A 15,975-nucleotide genomic window follows, 5' to 3' on the forward strand; every position below is an offset into this window, starting at 1 on the left:
GACGGTGTTTCTCTTGGGCGGACCCGCCTTCGTCAGCCCATGATCCGCTGCAGAAACTGCCTCGTCCGCGGCTCGGTCGGATTGACCAGTACTTCCTCTGGCGTTCCGCGCTCGAGAACGATGCCGTCCTCGATGAAGAGAACTTGATCGGCGACCTGCTGGGCGAAGCGGATTTCGTGGGTGACGATCACCATCGTCCACCCCTGTGCTGCAAGATTTTTGATGACGGCGAGTACTTCGCCGACCAGTTCGGGATCGAGGGCGGAGGTCGGTTCGTCGAACAGCATGAGCTTCGGTCGAAGCGCCAAGGCTCGGGCTATCCCGACGCGTTGTTGCTGGCCGCCGGACAGTTGGAACGGGTATTGATCGGCTTTGGTTTCGAGGCCGACCTGCTCGAGCAGGGTGAGAGCGTCGGCGATCGCTTCGTCTTTCGGACGCTTCTGGACGATCACCGGACCTTCGATGATGTTCTGCAGGACGGTTTTGTGTGGGAACAGATTGTGGCTTTGGAAGACCATTCCGCTTTGCGCCCGCAGGAGTCGAAGGTCTGCCGCGGACACTGTGGTTGCGAAGTCCACAGCGACGTCACCGATCCGGATCGACCCGGAATCGGCGGGGTCGAGTGCATTCAACGATCTGAGCACCGTCGTCTTGCCGGATCCGGACGACCCGATGATCACGGTGACGCTCCCCGCCGGGACGGAGAAGGAGACGTCGCACAGCACGTCGATCTCGCCGAACGACTTTTTGAGTGCCTTGACGTCGAGAAGGTCGGTCATTTCGCCACATACCTGTCGAGTCGGACTTCGAGTTTTCCTTGGAAGAAGGAAAGAATCATGCAGATCACCCAGTAGTACAGAGCGGCAACGCTGTAGAGAGCGAAGAAGTCGAACGTCGGTGCGGCTGCCAATTGCGCGACGCGAAGCAATTCGGTCACCAGAATGGTCGACGCCAGCGAGGTGTCTTTGACGAGTGAGATCAACGTGTTCGACAGCGGAGGCACAGCGGTACGCAGAGCCTGGGGAAGAATGATGCGCTGCAGCGTCGTTCGGTAACCCATGCCGATGGTCTGCGAGGCTTCCCATTGCCCCTTCGGCACGCTGAGGATGGCCGCTCTGATGACCTCGGCCGCATAGCCGCCGACGTTCAAGCTGAATGCGACCACCGCAGCTGGGAACGGGTCGATCACCACTCCGAACTGCGGCAGCGCGTAGAAGACGATGAACAACTGCAGCAGTAGCGGCGTGCCTCGAACGATGGACACGTAGAAGCGCGCTACCGAAGACAATGCTGTGTTCGACGAGATGCGCGCCAGTGCAACTGCGAGCGCGATGACGAGACCGATGGCGAAGCTGATGGCCGTCAGCGGGATGGTCATCGTCAGCGTTGCCTTCAACATCGGCCACAGATTGTCGAGGATCAGATCGAACTTGGATTGTGGTTCGACCCCTGATGCGTCCGACGTCGGTGCCTGGGTGTCTGCCGTCGGCGCGGCGACGGCGGAACCGAAGTACTCGGTGGAGATCCGGTCGAGCGTTCCGTCCGCCTGCAAAGTGTCTATCGCATTGTCGATTTCGTCCATCAGGCCGCTGTCTTTGCGGGCCGCGAATGCCTGGTAGCTGGTGTCTCCGGTCTGCGCCGCTACTTTGACGCCGGTGTCGCCGGTCTGTTTCAGATACTCGGCGATAGCGAGACTGTCGTTGACGGTGGCGTCGACGCGCCCGTCTTTGACGAGAGTGACGGCTTGCACGAACCCTTCGACGGCTTCGACTTTTGCGCCTGCGTCAGCGGCGACCTGAGCCCAGTTGCTGGTCGAGGATTGTGCGGTCGTCTTGCCGGCGAGGTCTGCGACGGAGGTGATCGACGTGCTGTTCGCCGAGTCGAGGATTTCGCCTTCGGAGACCGTGTACGGCTTGGACAGGTCGTATGCGTTCTGTCGATCGGGGTTGATCGTGACCTGATTGGCGATCAGGTCGAAACGCCCGGATTGAAGTCCGGCGAAGATCGAGTCGAACGGCGTTTGTACGTACTCGACGCGGACGCCGAGTTCGCCCGCGACGGCATCGACCACGTCGATGTCGTACCCGGTGAGTTGTCCGTTCGAGCCCTGAAAGCTGAACGGGCTGTAGGTGCCTTCGGTACCGACGACGAGGACACCGTTGTCCTTGACCGTATCGATCAGTGGTCCTGTGGAGGACCCACACCCGGCCACGGACATCAGTGCGACCAGCACGGCCAGCAGGGCGAGCACTTTGCGATGCACTTCGAAGTAGGCCTTCCGTCATCTCGTTCGGTAGAGGAAACCTACCCGTCGATCTCTATTTCTGCCGATACGACCACGGCGTTGTTCATCGGTAGTGCTGCCGTTCCGATGGCGCTGCGCGCATGAGCTCCGACTTCGGGGCCGAACACTTGCAGGATCAGATCGGAGAAGCCGTTGATGACGGTCGTCGTCTGGGTGAACCCGTGATCGGCGTTGACCATTCCCGAGACCGTGAGCCAGGCGCTGATTCGATCGAGGTCGCCGATAGCGCGTTGCACGCTGGCGAGTACCGCCAGGGCCGTGTCTCGTGCAGCGTCCGTGGCCTCGTCGAGGGAGATGTGCGACGGCACTGCGCCGAAGGGGCCTGCCATCGATCCGTCCGCCCGCTGCGGTGAGTGACCCGTGACGTACACCCGGCTGCCTCGAACGCGAACCCATTCGAAGGAGAATTGGAATCCCGGCGGCGCGTGAGCCTCGGCGGGAAGGACGAATCCCAGTTCTTCCAACTTGCGTTCGATGTGCATCTCAGTGGTACCTCCGTGCCGGAATTCCGTTGATCGTGCGCACCGTCCATCCAGTCTCGTCGCGGACGAGAGTGGACACCCCTGCGTTGAGGATGCGCGGCGACGGTACACCGCGGATGGCGCCGAGAATCGCTCGGATGATGCCGCCGTGGGCGACCGCGATCACGGAGGAGTCCGAAAACGTTTGCGCAATCTCATCGACAGCGCGCACTCCCCGCTCGATCAGGGTGCCGCGCGGCTCCAGCCCTGGATACAGTCCGTCCGGCCAGTGTGAGTACGCGTCGTAGTCGGTGAATCCCTCGGCCTCGCCGAAGTGTCGTTCGGCGAGATCGGGATAGGTTGCGCTGCGCTCGATCCCGAGATGCGATCCGATGATGTCCGCCGTCTCGGAAGCCCTCGACAATGGCGAACTCACCAACAGGTCCCAGGTGTGGCCCTCGAGTTCGTACACGGCTTCGCGGGCTTGCGCGCGGCCGGTCGAGTTCAGTGGGATATCCGAGGAGCCTTGGAGGCGACCGTGCAGATTCCAGTCGGTTTCGCCATGTCGAACCAGTGCCAGCAAAGTCATAGTGTCCGGAGAGTATCCCAGCTACTGGAGAGTACGGTCGAAAGAGACAACGTGGTCGAGTCCGGAGGGACCAAAATGAATCTTGCCCTGACAGAGAAGGAAGCCGCATTTCGTGATGAAATGCGGACTTTTTTCACCACTGAGATTCCCGCGGAAATACGCGAGAAGAGCAAGGTGGGCATCGAGCTGAGCCGTCAAGACATGGTGACGACGATGCAAATTCTCAATGCGAACGGTCTGGCTGTTCCGCATTGGCCTGCAGAGTTCGGCGGGCGGGATTGGACGCCGGTTCAGCGTCATATCTGGCTCGACGAGATGCAGCTGGCCTCGGTACCCGAGCCACTGGCATTCAACGCCTCGATGGTCGGACCGGTGATCGCTACTTTCGGCTCGCAAGAGATGAAGGAGAAGTTCCTCCCGAAGACGGCGAATCTGGACATCTGGTGGTGTCAGGGATTCTCCGAGCCCGAGGCAGGATCGGACCTCGCATCGCTGCGAACCACCGCCTTGCGCGACGGCGACGACTACATCGTCAACGGCCAGAAGACGTGGACGACGCTAGGGCAGTACGCCGACTGGATCTTCGCTCTCGTCCGGACCAACCCGGATGCCCCGAAGAAGCAGGCGGGGATCTCGTTCCTGCTGATCGATTTGAACACGCCCGGCATCACGGTGCGCCCGATCAAGTTGATCGACGGCAGCGTCGAGGTCAACGAGGTGTTCTTCGAAAACGTCCGTGTTCCAGCGGAGAACCTTGTGGGCGAGGAGAACCAGGGGTGGAGCTACGCGAAGTTCCTACTCGGCAACGAACGCACCGGTGTCACCCGGGTCGGACACACGAAGGTTCGTCTGGAACAGGCAAAGAAGCATGCGGCCGCCACCGCCGTTGCCGACGGCACGCTGCTCGAAGATCCGATCTTCGCGGCGCGGTTCGCCGAGCTCGAAAACGAAGTTCTCGCACTCGAACTCACACAGCTGAGAATGGTGTCGGGATCTTCTGACGGCAAGCCGAATCCTGCGTCGTCGATTCTGAAGCTTCGCGGATCGGAGTTGCAGCAGGCGGCTACCGAGATGTTGATGGACATCGCAGGACCCGATTCGCTTCCCTACGAGGCCGGCGACGACATCGACAGTCCCGGTTGGGCACAACGTTCGGTACCGACGTACCTCAACTACCGCAAGGTATCGATCTACGGCGGCTCCAACGAAGTGCAGCGGCAGATCATCGCATCGACGATTCTCGGATTGTGAGGGGCAGGACATGGATTTCGAACTGAACGAAGAACAGAAACTCCTGCGTGACACCACTCGTGAGGTGCTGTCGAGGGCGTATGACACCGAGAAGCGGAACAAGATCGTTGCCGCGGAACCTGGTTGGTCGGCCGATGTGTGGAAGCAGCTCGCCGAAGTCGGGCTACTCGGACTGAGCTTTTCCGAGGACGACGGCGGCATGGATGCCGGTCCGGTGGAGATCATGGCCGTCATGACCGAGGTCGGACGTCGCCTCGCCCCGGAGCCGATACTCGATGCGGTGCTCGTGCCGGGCGGGTTGATCTCCGAGGTCGGAAGTGTCGATCAGCGTCGACGCGTCTTGCCCGGCGTAGCCGAAGGCAGTACGTTGCTTGCCTTCGCGCACAACGAAACCGGCAGCCGTTGGCCGAACGTCACGGTGAGTACTTCAGCGACCGAGGACGGCGGTTCGTGGTCCATCACCGGTACGAAGAATCCGGTCCCATCAGGCGGCAGCGCCGATGTACTGGTGGTCAGTGCCACGCTTCCCGGCGGCGGGGTAGGCCTGTTTCTCGTCGACGGCGATGCGACGGGGCTCGATCGTAAGTCCTACCAGACTCACGATGGCGGCCGGGCGGCCCAGATCACGCTGACCGATGTCGCGGCCGAGCCGTTGGGTGATGGCGTAGATGCGAGCGCGGCCATCGTCGCTTCGGAGGTGAAGGCTCAGGCTGCACTGTGCGCCGAAGCTGTCGGTGCCATGGAAGAGGCATTGAGGCTGACGACGGACTATCTGAAGCAGCGCAAGCAATTCGGTGTTCCGCTCGCCAAATTCCAGGCGTTGACGTTCCGGGCAGCGGATATGTACGTCTTGCTCGAACTGGCGCGCAGTATGGCGCTGTACGCGACAATGAATCTCGCGGACGACGTCGTCGATCCGCTCGTGGCCTCGCGGTCGAAGCTGCAGATATCTCGGTCCTCGCGCAAGCTGGGGCAGGAGGCGATTCAGCTGCACGGTGGTATCGGCGTCACGGCCGAATATCCGGTCGGACATTACGTCAGCAGGCTCGTCGCGATCGAGCACACGCTCGGTGGTGCCGACGAGCACCTGCGCGTGCTGTCGAAGTAGCAAGGTCCGACAGGTGAGTGGGAATCGGAGAGATTCCCACTCACCTGTGTGGGGAGCTGTCTCGGTGTTCGTTCTCCGTAAATTCTCCGTACCCCGAGTGTTTCCTTTGGAGGGTTTGGCTACTGTGAACTACAGGGCATGCGAAAAGTGTGCCCACGAGAAGGCCGATCGGAAGCGAGACACCGATGAAGGCTCGGACGGCTGAGTACCCACGCCCGAATCACTGCCTCCTGCACCTGAGCGATACCCACCTTGTCGAGGGTGGTGATTTGTACGGTGGAGTGGACAGTACGGCCACGCTGCGTCGCATCCTCGCAGACGTCGAGACGTCCGGCGTGCGCCCCGATGCGCTGGTATTCACCGGCGATCTCACCGACCGAGGTGAGCCGGGTGCTTACGACACGCTGCGGGCGCTGGTCGAGCCGGTTGCCGATGCGCTAGGTGCCCGGATCATCTGGGCGATGGGAAATCACGACGACCGTGCGACCTTCCGGTCCAGGTTACTCGACCAGGCGCCGACGACCGTGACGGTCGACCGTGTGCACGAGGTGGCAGGACTTCGCATCATCACGTTGGATTCGACGGTTCCCGGTCACCACTACGGCGAAGTGACGCAAGCCCAATTGGATTGGCTTGCAGGCATTCTCAAGACGAAAGCCGAATTCGGCACCATTCTGGCGATGCATCACCCGCCGGTGCCTGCGGTGTTGGATCTTGCGGTGCTGGTGGAGTTGCTCGATCAGCACCGACTCGCGGATGTGCTCCGTGGGAGCGACGTCAGATCCATCCTGGCCGGTCACCTGCACTATTCGACTTCGGCGACCTTCGCAGGCATTCCGGTGTCCGTTGCGTCCGCTACCTGCTATACCCAGGACCTCAACGTCCCACCCGGTGCTACCCGGGGCCGGGATGGTGCTCAGGCCTACAACCTCGTCCACCTCTACGACGACAACGTCGTGCACTCGGTTGTCCCCATCGGAACCTACGAGACAGTCGGTGAATACGTCTCCGCCGAAGAGGTCGTTCGGCGTCTGGACGAGGCTGGGGTGACCATCGCCGAAAGCGCACGGCGGCCGAGGTTCAGCAGTATCTAGCTTTCCCAGGGCGCGACGATGGGGAAGTACCTTTCGAGGAACTCGGTGACCCGACGGGTCCGCACCTCGAGGTCGACCTCGGGAAAGCTGCCGTCGTTGAGGCAGAAGAAGTCGATCGAGCGTTTGGGCAGAAGGTTCTCCATGGAATGGAGTCCCGAATGCGACGTGGTGTCGATGTAGGTCACTTTGGCGTTCGTCTGCACCACTGCCCGGCCGCTCATCAACGCGTAGTAGTGGTAAAGCGAGTTGGTAACCGAGATGTTGGTGCTGGCCCGGAACACGCTTGCGGCAGTGGCAGCGAACTCGTCGGCGAACTCGTTCTCCATCTCCTGCATGACGCTTTTGCGCAGTGGCGTTGCCGCGTGTTCCAGGTGCCTGGTGGTCATCAGACCGAAGCGGTCCTGCAGCAGTCGACGGTTGACCCGGGCAGCGTTCTCGAACCCGCTGCGATCTTCGTCGTTGTAGCCCAACCCAATTCGGGTGCCGGCTTCGATGAACATGCTGATACCGCCGGGTGAGAAAAACATCTGCGGGCCGACGGGGCGTCCGAAGAACATGTCGTCGTTGGAGTAGAGGAAATGTTCGGACAGGCCGGGGATGTGATGCAGCTGGGATTCGACGGCCTGTGAATTGTGCGTCGGCAGAACGGAGGTGTCGACGAAGAACGTTTCGCTGGGCACGAACGTCACGCGCGGATCTTCGGCGAGCCAGCTCGGTCGGTCGGAATCGGTTGCGACGAAGATGCGACGAATCCACGGTGCGTACATATGGATCGAGCGAAGCGCATACTTCAATTCGTCGATCTGCCGGAATCGTGCGGGTGAGGAGTCACCTTCTCCGACAATGTAGTTCTGCATGCGGCGTGCGCGTTGAGCTTGGAACTCCGCGGAGGAGCCGTCGACCCAGGAGAACACGATGTCGATATCGAAATTGATGTCCGACGCGTGGTCGGCGAACATGTTCTCGATTGTCGGCCAAGACTTTCCGAAGCGTTCGACGGTTCCGCGCACCGCTTCGTCGCGTCGGATGGTGCGGCGGGTCAGTGAGTTCTCGACGGGAAGCACGATCTCCTGGGGCGAAAATGCCCACAGTTCGATCTGAACTGCCGTCGAGGCGCCGTAATGCAGGCCACTGTTCGGTTCGATTCGGGGGCGGTAGAGACGAAAGATGCGGGCGTCGGAGGCGGGCGACAATGATCCGTCGGCTACCAGTACCGTCTTGGCTCGCTTGATGTCAACCGTTTTGGAGTAGAACGGCTCTTGCATGCACGCCTCGACCAGTGCTGCACGCAGTGGCTCGCGCTCGGCAGCATCTATGGCAATGACGGGTCGCTTGTCGTTACCGCGAACCAGCAGGTACCGGATGCGTGCACTGTCGAGTGCCGCGCGGATGAACAGCAGATCGAAGACCATCGCCTGGTGGGGCGTCGTGGACGTGATCGACAAGGCGAATCTTCCGTCGTACGCAACCACATCTGTTCGGTCCGTCAGACGCGCGACGGACTCGGGCGATTCACCGATCACCGGGTCGAGCGTGTCTTGCTCGGGGGCGACCAAATAGATCTCATGGGGCGTGGACGTCGAGGTAATGGTGACCCTTCCGGAAGTGGCGTGCGAGCCGAGAACCCCCGGAGCGTGCCGTCAGTCTATAGCGGAGTGAACCGGAACTATGCGCATGGCAACGAGCACCCCCACGGCCGCGCCTGCCACATCGAATGCGGCGTCGAGGAGGGAACCGCTACGGCCCAACGGTAGGACGGCCTGAAGGATCTCGGACGCTATCGCGAAAGTTGTCGTCCAGAGGGCGGTCCGCAACACCGACACCGCTGCGATACGTGAGGTGTACGCGAGGGCGAAGAAGAGCGTGAAGTGAATGATCTTGTCGCTGTGGGTGAATCCGCTGGGCACGCCTGATGCGGGGGTGAACAGAATGATCATCGCGACGATCAGTGCCAGAGCCAGTGGCACGTAGTAGCGCAGCGGCAGAGGCAACCAGTAGCGGTGCGGCAAGGACATCGCCATCACTCTAGTTGCCCCTGCATTCCCTCTCGCGAGGTCAGAGCTTGCGAAGCACTGCGACGGCGTCGACGCGCTCGACCTGCTCGCCTTCGGGGGTGGTTCCGGTTCGCGCACGATTCTCGGCGACGACGACGGACCATGCCTCGGTGGGGAACAGTGCGGTGACCTCATCGGCTGTGAACAGGATCTCGGCGTGTCCGTGCTGCGCGGCCAGGGCGTCGGAGGGGCTGTGTCCGACGATCAGGAGGTGTCCGCCCGAGGTGACTGCGTCGCCGAAGCGAAGGACTGCCGGCTGGAACTGGGCGGGTGGCAGGTGGAAGAAGTGGGCACTGACCAGGTCGAACGACGTGGCGGGTGGAGCCCACTCGGTGAGATCGCGGTGGAGCCACTTAACGGTTCGGTCACCTTGTGCCTGCCGAGCGCGTTCGAGGGCAATGGGGGAGATGTCGGCGCCGGTGGTCTTCCAACCGTTGTCCGCGAGCCAGAATGCGTCGGCTCCTTCGCCGCTGCCGATGTCGAGGGCGCTGCCTGGCGTGAGCTTCGACGCTTCTGTGGTCAGTACCTGGTTGGCGTGGCCGCTCCAGATGTTGGGTCGTTCCGAGTACAGGTTGTCCCAGAACGGCTGGTCGAAGGCTGCCGGAGCGTCGTCGTGTGTGTGCATATCCATGACAATGCCGACGCACTCGCAGATGCGCAAGTTTATTTGCGGATTCGGCAAATGCGGCCGAAAGGTGTGTCAGACATCGATGAGAACTTTTCCGGTCACGCCGTTCTGAACTGCCTCGTGCGCAGCGGCTGTGCCGGACAAGGGGAACCGGTGCAACGGTAGACCGGCGCTCTCGCCGACCTCGAGAACACCGGCACCTGCCGCAGCGCTGACGTCTTCCCGAGCTGCCTTCAGGGCCGCCTCGCCGACGGTGTAGAGCAGAATGAACTGGTAGCGAGTGTTGAGCACCATGTTCGGTCGTACATCGAGGGTGATCGTGTTGCCGCCGTTGTTGGCGTACACGGCAATCGAGGCACGCGTGGAGATGACAGCGGCATTCAGCTCCGCGTTCTGCGCCGGGGCGACCTCGACCACCAGATCGACCCCGTCCGGGGCGATGGCTCGGATCGAGGCAGCGGCATCACCCGTTGTGTAATTCACTACGTGATGTGCCCCCGCGGAAGTGGCGAGGGCTGCTTTTTCCGGGCCGCTGACGGTCGTGACGACCGTTGCTCCCGCCCAGCGCGCGAGCTGGATCGCCGCATGCCCGACCGCTCCCGCACCACCTGCAACCAGGACCGTCTTGCCGACGAGCGCGCCGGGATGTAACCGCGAGGGGCCATCCTCGGAGACGGTCAGTGCGCGGTGGGCTGTCATGGCGGGTACGCCGAGACTGGCCCCGACGTCGAAGCCGACGTGTTCGGGGAGTCGTACGACGCGTTCGGCCGGGACGACGGTGTATTCCTGTGCTGTTCCGGTCGGCCTCCGGTGCTGTGAGAGGTACAGCCACACCCGGTCACCGACTGCCAGACCTTCGACGCCGGTGCCTGCCGCATCCACGGTCCCTGCACCGTCCTGGTTGGGCACGACCTCTTCGAAGTCGAGTGCGTCCCCGGGGCGCGCACCCGCTCGGTTCTTCCAATCGGTGGGGTTGACACCGGATACGGCTACCTTCACTCGAACCTCGCCCGGTCCCGGTTCAGGTATCTCTCGGTCCACGAGATCGAGTACAGAGGTGTCGCCGGTCCTGGTGTATGTGATTGCCTTCATATCAGGGTGCAACGGGTTGGGCAGTACCGGAAATTCCGGTGATGAAAATTGCCCAGTCGGGTATGCACGTCGAACCCGGTGATGAAAATTGCACAGTCGGGTCTGCACGTCGAACACAGTCGGGTATGCCCGTCGAGGTAGGTATCCCACCACGCCATCTGCACCGTATTTCGAAAGGACAATTCACGTGAATCACGCCGGAGTACTCATCGACGCCTTCGACCGCATCAAAGGGGTCGTCCACGACACCCTCGACGACATTTCTCCCGAGGCGCTCACCTTCAGGCCGGACGAGGAGGCCAACACGATTGCGTGGCTGATCTGGCACTTGACCCGCGTTCAGGATGATCACGTGGCAGGCGTCGAAGGAGGGGAGCAGGTGTGGACCTCGGACGGCTGGGAGGGCAGATTCGGCCTACCGTTCGAGAGCTCTTCGATCGGCTACGGCCACAGCGCCGACGATGTCGCCCGGGTGAGCGCCGACGCCGACCTTCTCCGCAGCTACCACGACTCGGTACACGCCAGGACAGTCGCCTATCTCGGCTCGCTGACGGCCGAGGATCTCGATCGCGTCGTCGATCAGCAGTGGGATCCCCCGGTGACACTCGGCGTGCGGCTGGTGTCGGTGGTGTCCGATGACCTCCAGCACTGTGGACAAGCGGCCTATGTACGGGGCTTGTTCGAGCGGAAGTAGCTGCTCACCGTACGTCCGCTTGGCTCAGCCGTAACGTTTCTGCAGGTTGTCGAGGGTTTTCGCGATGTTCCGACGTTGGAACTGCGGGAACGTCTTTCCGCTCGTGGCGATCTTGTCGAATACGAGCGCTACGGTATCGGGCCACTTCGTGCGGTCGTCGGTCCATGTCTCGGTGACCTTGGTGCCACCGGGCGCCGGTTCGAAGTCGTACCGCCACGTCGCGTTGGCACCTTTGAAGCGAGGAGTCTTCACACCGATCGCGTGGACGCGGAACTCGAACGCGGACCCGGGATCTGCGACAGTGACGGTGCATCGGGTGATCCAACGTGCACGCCCGCGCTTGTTCTTTCCGTCGAACACCATTCCGACGTAAGCGCTTTCGAAGGGGTTGTGCACCACGGCGCCGAGGTTTTCCGGGCTCCAGTTACCCATCTGCGTCGGATCGCTGATGGCTGCGTAGAGAGTGTCGGCGTCAGCCTTGACGATGGCGCTGTCGGACACAGTGAATTCGCGGGTCATGAAGTGGATCCTTTGCGTAGGCCTGGATGGTTGCGAGCGAGGAGTGGTACCAACAACTTTCGTGGCGTCACCTGGGCGAACATCGATGCGATACGGTTGATGGTGCCGGGTATCGCGACCATCTGCCCTTTCGCCATGCCGTCGACGGCGGTCTTTGCGACATCTTCGGGCGATACCCACATCACGGACGGAAGTGCAGCCTCGGCATCTTCCTTCGAAAAGCCCGCTGTCTCACCGAATCCGGTATCCACCGGTCCGGGGCACAAAGCCGTCGCGGTGACTCCGGTTCCGTGTAGCTCGCCACTGAGACTTTGGGTGTACGAAAGGACGAATGCCTTGCACGCGCCGTACCCAGCTTGACCGGGGAGCGGCTGAAACGCCGCGGTCGACGCAACGTTCAGTACGGCACCGCGTCGTCTCGCCGTCATGCCTGGCAGGAATCGGCTGCAGAGGTCGGCGACGGCAGCCACGTCGACCTCGATCATGTTCAACTCGGCTTCCGGGTCCGAGGATGCGACCGGGCCGAGCGTGGACAGTCCTGCGTTGTTCACCAGGATGTTCGGTACCAGTCCCAGAGCTTCGATTCGGCCCAATAGTTCGCTCCGCGCAGATCGCTCGGACAGGTCCGCGGAGAGGACCTCGGCTCGGACTCCGCGCGCATTCAATTCCTCGGCCAGAGCGCTCAATTTTTCGCCGCTTCGCGCCACGAGGGTCACCCCGTGCCCACGGCCGGCTAGTTCGCGGGCAATCGCTGCCCCGATTCCGGAGGAGGCCCCCGTGACGACGGCAGTGCTGTCGGGCGTAGGTCGAGGGAGGCTCATGGGTCCACCGTAGCGAAGCAACAGTTCGAGCACCCCCTACTCATGAGCGCGATCAGAACATCTCTCGCTGGGATTCTTGTTCGAGCACCTGGTCGAGATCGGCGAGTCGATGCATCGCCGACACCTGCCGCGCTGTTCGATGGTTCTTTGCCAGCCGCTCCCGGTGGCGGTGTACGAACGACCAGTACCCGGCCGTGAACGGGCACGCGTCCGGGCCGAGGCGCTTCTTCGGGTTGAATTCGCAACCACCGCAATGATCGGTCATGCGATCGAGGTACGCGCCACCCGATGTGTACGGCTTCGTGGCGATCAACCCGCCGTCGGCATGCTGGCTCATGCCGATCACGTTGACCGGCATGACCCAGGCGAATCCGTCGACGAATGCGGTGGCGAACCATTCGGTCAGTGCTTTCGGGTCGTATCCACGCTGGAGTGCGAAGTTGCCGAGAATCATCAATCTGGGGATGTGATGCACCCACCCGCGCGCATTCAGTTCCGTCAGAGTGTGTGACAGGCACGCCGCGATCGGGTGTTCACCGTCGAGGTCGGTGAACCACTTCGGTAGTGGCTCATGGGCATCGAGCTCGTTGCGGTCGAGGTAGTCCGGGCCGAAATGCCAGTACAGGTGCCATACGTACTCCCGCCAGCCGAGCACCTGGCGGATGAATCCTTCCACCGACGCGAGCGGGGCATCGCCGTCGCGCCAAGCCTGCTCGGCGGCCTGGACTACGTCGAGAGGTTCGAGGAGTCCCATGTTCAGCGGCACCGACAGTAGTGAATGCGCCATCGCCCAGTCCTGACTCATCACGGCGTCCTCGTATTTGCCGAAGTCGGCGAGACGATAGGAGACGAAGTGCTGCAGGGCTTCCCGAGCCTCGTCGGCGGTTACCGCGAACAGTCGTGGGCCGTCCTGTCCGACGGTCGGGAGGTCCACAGCATCGAGGTCTGCCCGGACGGAATCGTCGATGTCGTCCTCGGTCGGCCACCACGGCGGATCGATGCCGAGTGTCGATCGCTTCTTCGGAGGTGGTTCACGATTGTCCGCATCGAGGTTCCACACCCCGTCGACCGGCTCCTCACCTGCCATGAGTACCTCGAAGCGTCTGCGCTGGTCGCGGTAGAACGCCTCTAGGCGGAACTGATTGCGGTTGCCGGCCCACTCGGCGAAATCCGTTCGGCTCAGCGCGAACATCGGTGTCGGCAACACATCCAGGACGACACCCTCGTCGAGAAGTTTCTGGACGAAACGCTCCGCAGCGTGCGAGGTTGGTTCGAACACCAGCACCGGCCGTCCGTACTGTTCGAGGCCGTCTCGGTACGTTTCGGTCTTCAGATAGGTCGAGCGATCGCCTAGTTCCGCGGCGAGATGTCGCATCCCCGAGAGGACCAGATGCAGCTTCTGTCGATGGAACGGACGTGTCCGGCACACTCGTGCGCTCTCGATCAACAGGACTTCGCGATGGATGTGCTCACTCGTCGAGTGAAAGTGCGGGCCGAGTTGATCACCGAACAACCAGAGCGGAGCGGAGGACATAGTTGCAGAGTGCTCGAGTCGAGGGAAGAACAAACTCTTCCTCGGTCAGGTACATGTATTTCGAACACCGAGCGAGCGGAAAGTGAATCTTTACCCTCGGTGGCCAGCCGGACTTGACCGCGGCCTCTCGATCGCATCAACTTGTGGCGTGACCGTGAAAAAAGGTGTGTCCAGACGTGGATTTCTTCGGTCCTCGTCCATCGCAGTGGCAGCGGTCGGAGCGGCTTCGGCGGTCCCGGTCCTCGCTCACGCGCAACAAGGCTCGTTCGTCCCGTTCCAGCACGGCGTCGCCTCGGGTGATCCGACGCCCGAGGCCGTCATTTTATGGACTCGGGTCACTCCTACTCCTGATGCCCTCCCCGGTTCCGGCATCGGGCCTGCCACCGAGGTTCGATGGAGAGTGGCTACCGATCCGGAGCTGACGGCGATCGTCCGCAGCGGCACGGTGTCGACGAGCCCGGACTCCGATCACACGGTCAAAGTCGACGTCGACGGCCTTTCGCCGGCGACGACGTACTACTACAGCTTCGAAGTCCAGGGTGGCGATGCAGCAGGCACGCAATCGGTAGTCGGCACGACCCGCACGGCTCCGGCCAACGACGCCGAAATCGACGGACTCAGGTTCGGTGTCGTCTCGTGCTCCAACTGGGAGTCCGGGTTCTTCGGCGCCTACCGCCATCTGGCCACACGCACCGATCTCGACGCGATCATCCATCTCGGCGATTACATCTACGAGTACGAGACCGGTGGTTTCGCCGGCAAGAACGGCGTCGTTCGGCAGCACGATCCGGTGCACGAGATCGTCAGTTTGCAGGACTACCGGATCCGGCACGGTCAGTACAAATCCGATCCGGATCTCAAAGCCGCTCACCTCGGGGTGCCGTGGATCTGCACGTGGGACGATCACGAATCGGCCAACGATGCGTACGACGGTGGCGCGCAGACTCACCAGCCCGAGACCGAGGGACCGTGGTCGGTTCGTAAGGCGAACTCGGTACAGGCCTATTTCGAATGGATGCCCGTACGCGCAGCCGGTACCCCGCAGAATCGCCACATCTACCGACGATTGCGCTTCGGAACGTTGCTCGAGCTGTCGATGCTGGATTTGCGGACCTATCGGTCCCAGCAGGTGTTGCCGTTCCAGGGCGGCGACGTCGATTCCCCGAATCGCACGATCACCGGGGCGGACCAGATGGAGTGGCTCACCGAGGGACTGGTGAGTTCGCCGACGCAATGGAAGATCGTCGGGAATCCGGTCATGATCACCCCGGTTCTTCTCCCTCCGCTCGAGAGCGAAGCGGCTGCCGCGTTGACCGGCCTGCTCGGGATTCCCGCTGGTGGGTTGCCGTACAACGCCGATCCATGGGACGGGTACACCGCGGACCGTAAGCGGCTGCTCGGTGCGATCGCAGAGAAGAACGTGCGCAACACCGTCTTCATCACCGGCGATATTCACTCTTCGTGGGCATGTGACGTTCCAGTCGACGCAGCGCGCTACTTCCAGACCGGTGCCGTCGCCACCGAGCTCGTCGTCACGTCGGTGTCCTCGGCGAACATCGATGATCTGACGAAGACGGACCCGCACACGCTCAGCAGAGTCGCCGAGGCCGCATTGACCACGCTCAACCGCCACATCAAATACGTCGACCTCGACAGTCACGGGTTCGGCGTCTTCGATGTGACGCCCGCGGGCGTCCAGATGGATCACTGGTACCTCGATGCCAAGGAAGACCCGCTCAGCGGCATCTATTGGGGTGCGGGATTCGCGGTTCCCGACGGGTTGGCGCGGGTGGATCCGGTAGCTCTACCCGTTCGCGCGTAGTCG

16 protein-coding genes are annotated in these 15,975 nt (G+C 62.1%); 5 read left to right on the forward strand and 11 right to left on the reverse strand.

Features of this window, described 5'->3' with window-relative positions; translation table 11 throughout:
• Positions 1 to 32: 32 nt before the first annotated feature.
• Genes ABIB36_RS18075 through ABIB36_RS18090 form a run of 4 tightly spaced genes read right to left on the reverse strand, consistent with a single transcriptional unit; the run spans position 33 to position 3,355 of the window.
• Positions 33 to 779 (reverse strand): amino acid ABC transporter ATP-binding protein, encoded by a 747-nt coding sequence (locus tag ABIB36_RS18075; protein WP_084345980.1) that lies wholly within the window; start codon positions 777 to 779, stop codon positions 33 to 35.
• Complete coding sequence (locus tag ABIB36_RS18080; protein WP_084345979.1) at positions 776 to 2,263, reverse strand: ABC transporter permease subunit; 1,488 nt, start codon at positions 2,261 to 2,263, stop codon at positions 776 to 778. Before ABIB36_RS18080 ends, ABIB36_RS18075 begins: the two co-directional genes overlap by 4 nt.
• A gap of 41 nt (positions 2,264 to 2,304) precedes the next feature.
• A complete protein-coding gene (locus tag ABIB36_RS18085) occupies positions 2,305 to 2,787 on the reverse strand; it encodes a RidA family protein (protein ID WP_354561557.1) in 483 nt (160 codons plus the stop codon).
• A gap of 1 nt (position 2,788) precedes the next feature.
• Positions 2,789 to 3,355, reverse strand: coding sequence for a histidine phosphatase family protein (locus tag ABIB36_RS18090; RefSeq protein ID WP_084345977.1), 567 nt, complete (start codon positions 3,353 to 3,355; stop codon positions 2,789 to 2,791).
• A gap of 75 nt (positions 3,356 to 3,430) precedes the next feature.
• On the opposite strand from ABIB36_RS18090, the gene ABIB36_RS18095 reads away from it, so the two are divergent.
• From ABIB36_RS18095 to ABIB36_RS18105, 3 genes are all read left to right on the forward strand, one after another.
• Positions 3,431 to 4,606, forward strand: a complete 1,176-nt coding sequence (locus tag ABIB36_RS18095; RefSeq protein ID WP_084346337.1) for an acyl-CoA dehydrogenase family protein — start codon at positions 3,431 to 3,433, stop codon at positions 4,604 to 4,606.
• A 10-nt stretch (positions 4,607 to 4,616) separates the two neighbouring features.
• Entirely contained in the window at positions 4,617 to 5,714 is a 1,098-nt protein-coding gene (locus ABIB36_RS18100; protein WP_084345976.1) for an acyl-CoA dehydrogenase family protein, read from the forward strand.
• 185 nt (positions 5,715 to 5,899) lie between these two features.
• Positions 5,900 to 6,808, forward strand: a complete 909-nt coding sequence (locus ABIB36_RS18105) for a phosphodiesterase (protein ID WP_084345975.1) — start codon at positions 5,900 to 5,902, stop codon at positions 6,806 to 6,808.
• Here the strand turns inward: ABIB36_RS18105 and ABIB36_RS18110 are convergent.
• The 4 genes from ABIB36_RS18110 to ABIB36_RS18125 form a co-directional block, all read right to left on the reverse strand.
• Positions 6,805 to 8,220: a stealth family protein gene (locus ABIB36_RS18110; RefSeq protein ID WP_084346336.1), complete on the reverse strand. Its 1,416-nt coding sequence runs from the start codon at positions 8,218 to 8,220 to the stop codon at positions 6,805 to 6,807. The genes ABIB36_RS18105 and ABIB36_RS18110 overlap by 4 nt on opposite strands.
• Before the next feature lie 228 nt (positions 8,221 to 8,448).
• A complete protein-coding gene (locus ABIB36_RS18115) occupies positions 8,449 to 8,823 on the reverse strand; it encodes a VanZ family protein (protein WP_256895523.1) in 375 nt (124 codons plus the stop codon).
• A gap of 40 nt (positions 8,824 to 8,863) precedes the next feature.
• Complete coding sequence (locus tag ABIB36_RS18120) at positions 8,864 to 9,487, reverse strand: class I SAM-dependent methyltransferase (protein ID WP_084346334.1); 624 nt, start codon at positions 9,485 to 9,487, stop codon at positions 8,864 to 8,866.
• A gap of 75 nt (positions 9,488 to 9,562) precedes the next feature.
• Complete coding sequence (locus tag ABIB36_RS18125; RefSeq protein ID WP_084345974.1) at positions 9,563 to 10,582, reverse strand: NADPH:quinone reductase; 1,020 nt, start codon at positions 10,580 to 10,582, stop codon at positions 9,563 to 9,565.
• A gap of 181 nt (positions 10,583 to 10,763) precedes the next feature.
• On the opposite strand from ABIB36_RS18125, the gene ABIB36_RS18130 reads away from it, so the two are divergent.
• The gene (locus tag ABIB36_RS18130; protein ID WP_084346333.1) at positions 10,764 to 11,276 is read left to right on the forward strand and encodes a mycothiol transferase; all 513 of its coding nucleotides are present in this window, start codon (positions 10,764 to 10,766) and stop codon (positions 11,274 to 11,276) included.
• A 24-nt stretch (positions 11,277 to 11,300) separates the two neighbouring features.
• Here the strand turns inward: ABIB36_RS18130 and ABIB36_RS18135 are convergent, their stop codons facing one another.
• From ABIB36_RS18135 to ABIB36_RS18145, 3 genes are read right to left on the reverse strand one after another with little or no spacing between them, the layout of a single operon-like run.
• A complete protein-coding gene (locus ABIB36_RS18135) occupies positions 11,301 to 11,795 on the reverse strand; it encodes an SRPBCC family protein (protein ID WP_084345973.1) in 495 nt (164 codons plus the stop codon).
• Positions 11,792 to 12,616 (reverse strand): SDR family NAD(P)-dependent oxidoreductase, encoded by an 825-nt coding sequence (locus ABIB36_RS18140; RefSeq protein WP_084346332.1) that lies wholly within the window; start codon positions 12,614 to 12,616, stop codon positions 11,792 to 11,794. The genes ABIB36_RS18135 and ABIB36_RS18140 overlap by 4 nt, the downstream gene beginning before the upstream one ends.
• Positions 12,617 to 12,668: 52 nt before the next feature.
• Positions 12,669 to 14,150, reverse strand: a complete 1,482-nt coding sequence (locus tag ABIB36_RS18145) for a cryptochrome/photolyase family protein (protein ID WP_084345972.1) — start codon at positions 14,148 to 14,150, stop codon at positions 12,669 to 12,671.
• A 148-nt stretch (positions 14,151 to 14,298) separates the two neighbouring features.
• On the opposite strand from ABIB36_RS18145, the gene ABIB36_RS18150 reads away from it, so the two are divergent.
• Positions 14,299 to 15,972 (forward strand): alkaline phosphatase D family protein, encoded by a 1,674-nt coding sequence (locus ABIB36_RS18150; protein WP_084345971.1) that lies wholly within the window; start codon positions 14,299 to 14,301, stop codon positions 15,970 to 15,972.
• Positions 15,973 to 15,975 lie beyond the last annotated feature (3 nt).

Source organism: Rhodococcus sp. UYP9, assembly GCF_040547235.1.
Lineage (GTDB): Bacteria > Actinomycetota > Actinomycetes > Mycobacteriales > Mycobacteriaceae > Rhodococcoides.

Excerpts from the sequence above, each read along its gene's own strand:
- ABIB36_RS18075 (WP_084345980.1), bottom strand. The coding sequence starts at position 779 with ATGACCGACCTTCTCGACGTCAAGGCACTCAAAAAGTCGTTCGGCGAG.
- ABIB36_RS18085 (WP_354561557.1), bottom strand. The coding sequence starts at position 2,787 with ATGCACATCGAACGCAAGTTGGAAGAACTGGGATTCGTCCTTCCCGCC.
- ABIB36_RS18090 (WP_084345977.1), bottom strand. The coding sequence starts at position 3,355 with ATGACTTTGCTGGCACTGGTTCGACATGGCGAAACCGACTGGAATCTG.
- ABIB36_RS18095 (WP_084346337.1), top strand. The coding sequence starts at position 3,431 with ATGAATCTTGCCCTGACAGAGAAGGAAGCCGCATTTCGTGATGAAATG.
- ABIB36_RS18100 (WP_084345976.1), top strand. The coding sequence starts at position 4,617 with ATGGATTTCGAACTGAACGAAGAACAGAAACTCCTGCGTGACACCACT.
- ABIB36_RS18105 (WP_084345975.1), top strand. The coding sequence starts at position 5,900 with ATGAAGGCTCGGACGGCTGAGTACCCACGCCCGAATCACTGCCTCCTG.
- ABIB36_RS18110 (WP_084346336.1), bottom strand. The coding sequence starts at position 8,220 with ATGGTCTTCGATCTGCTGTTCATCCGCGCGGCACTCGACAGTGCACGC.
- ABIB36_RS18115 (WP_256895523.1), bottom strand. The coding sequence starts at position 8,823 with ATGTCCTTGCCGCACCGCTACTGGTTGCCTCTGCCGCTGCGCTACTAC.
- ABIB36_RS18120 (WP_084346334.1), bottom strand. The coding sequence starts at position 9,487 with ATGCACACACACGACGACGCTCCGGCAGCCTTCGACCAGCCGTTCTGG.
- ABIB36_RS18125 (WP_084345974.1), bottom strand. The coding sequence starts at position 10,582 with ATGAAGGCAATCACATACACCAGGACCGGCGACACCTCTGTACTCGAT.
- ABIB36_RS18135 (WP_084345973.1), bottom strand. The coding sequence starts at position 11,795 with ATGACCCGCGAATTCACTGTGTCCGACAGCGCCATCGTCAAGGCTGAC.
- ABIB36_RS18140 (WP_084346332.1), bottom strand. The coding sequence starts at position 12,616 with ATGAGCCTCCCTCGACCTACGCCCGACAGCACTGCCGTCGTCACGGGG.
- ABIB36_RS18145 (WP_084345972.1), bottom strand. The coding sequence starts at position 14,150 with ATGTCCTCCGCTCCGCTCTGGTTGTTCGGTGATCAACTCGGCCCGCAC.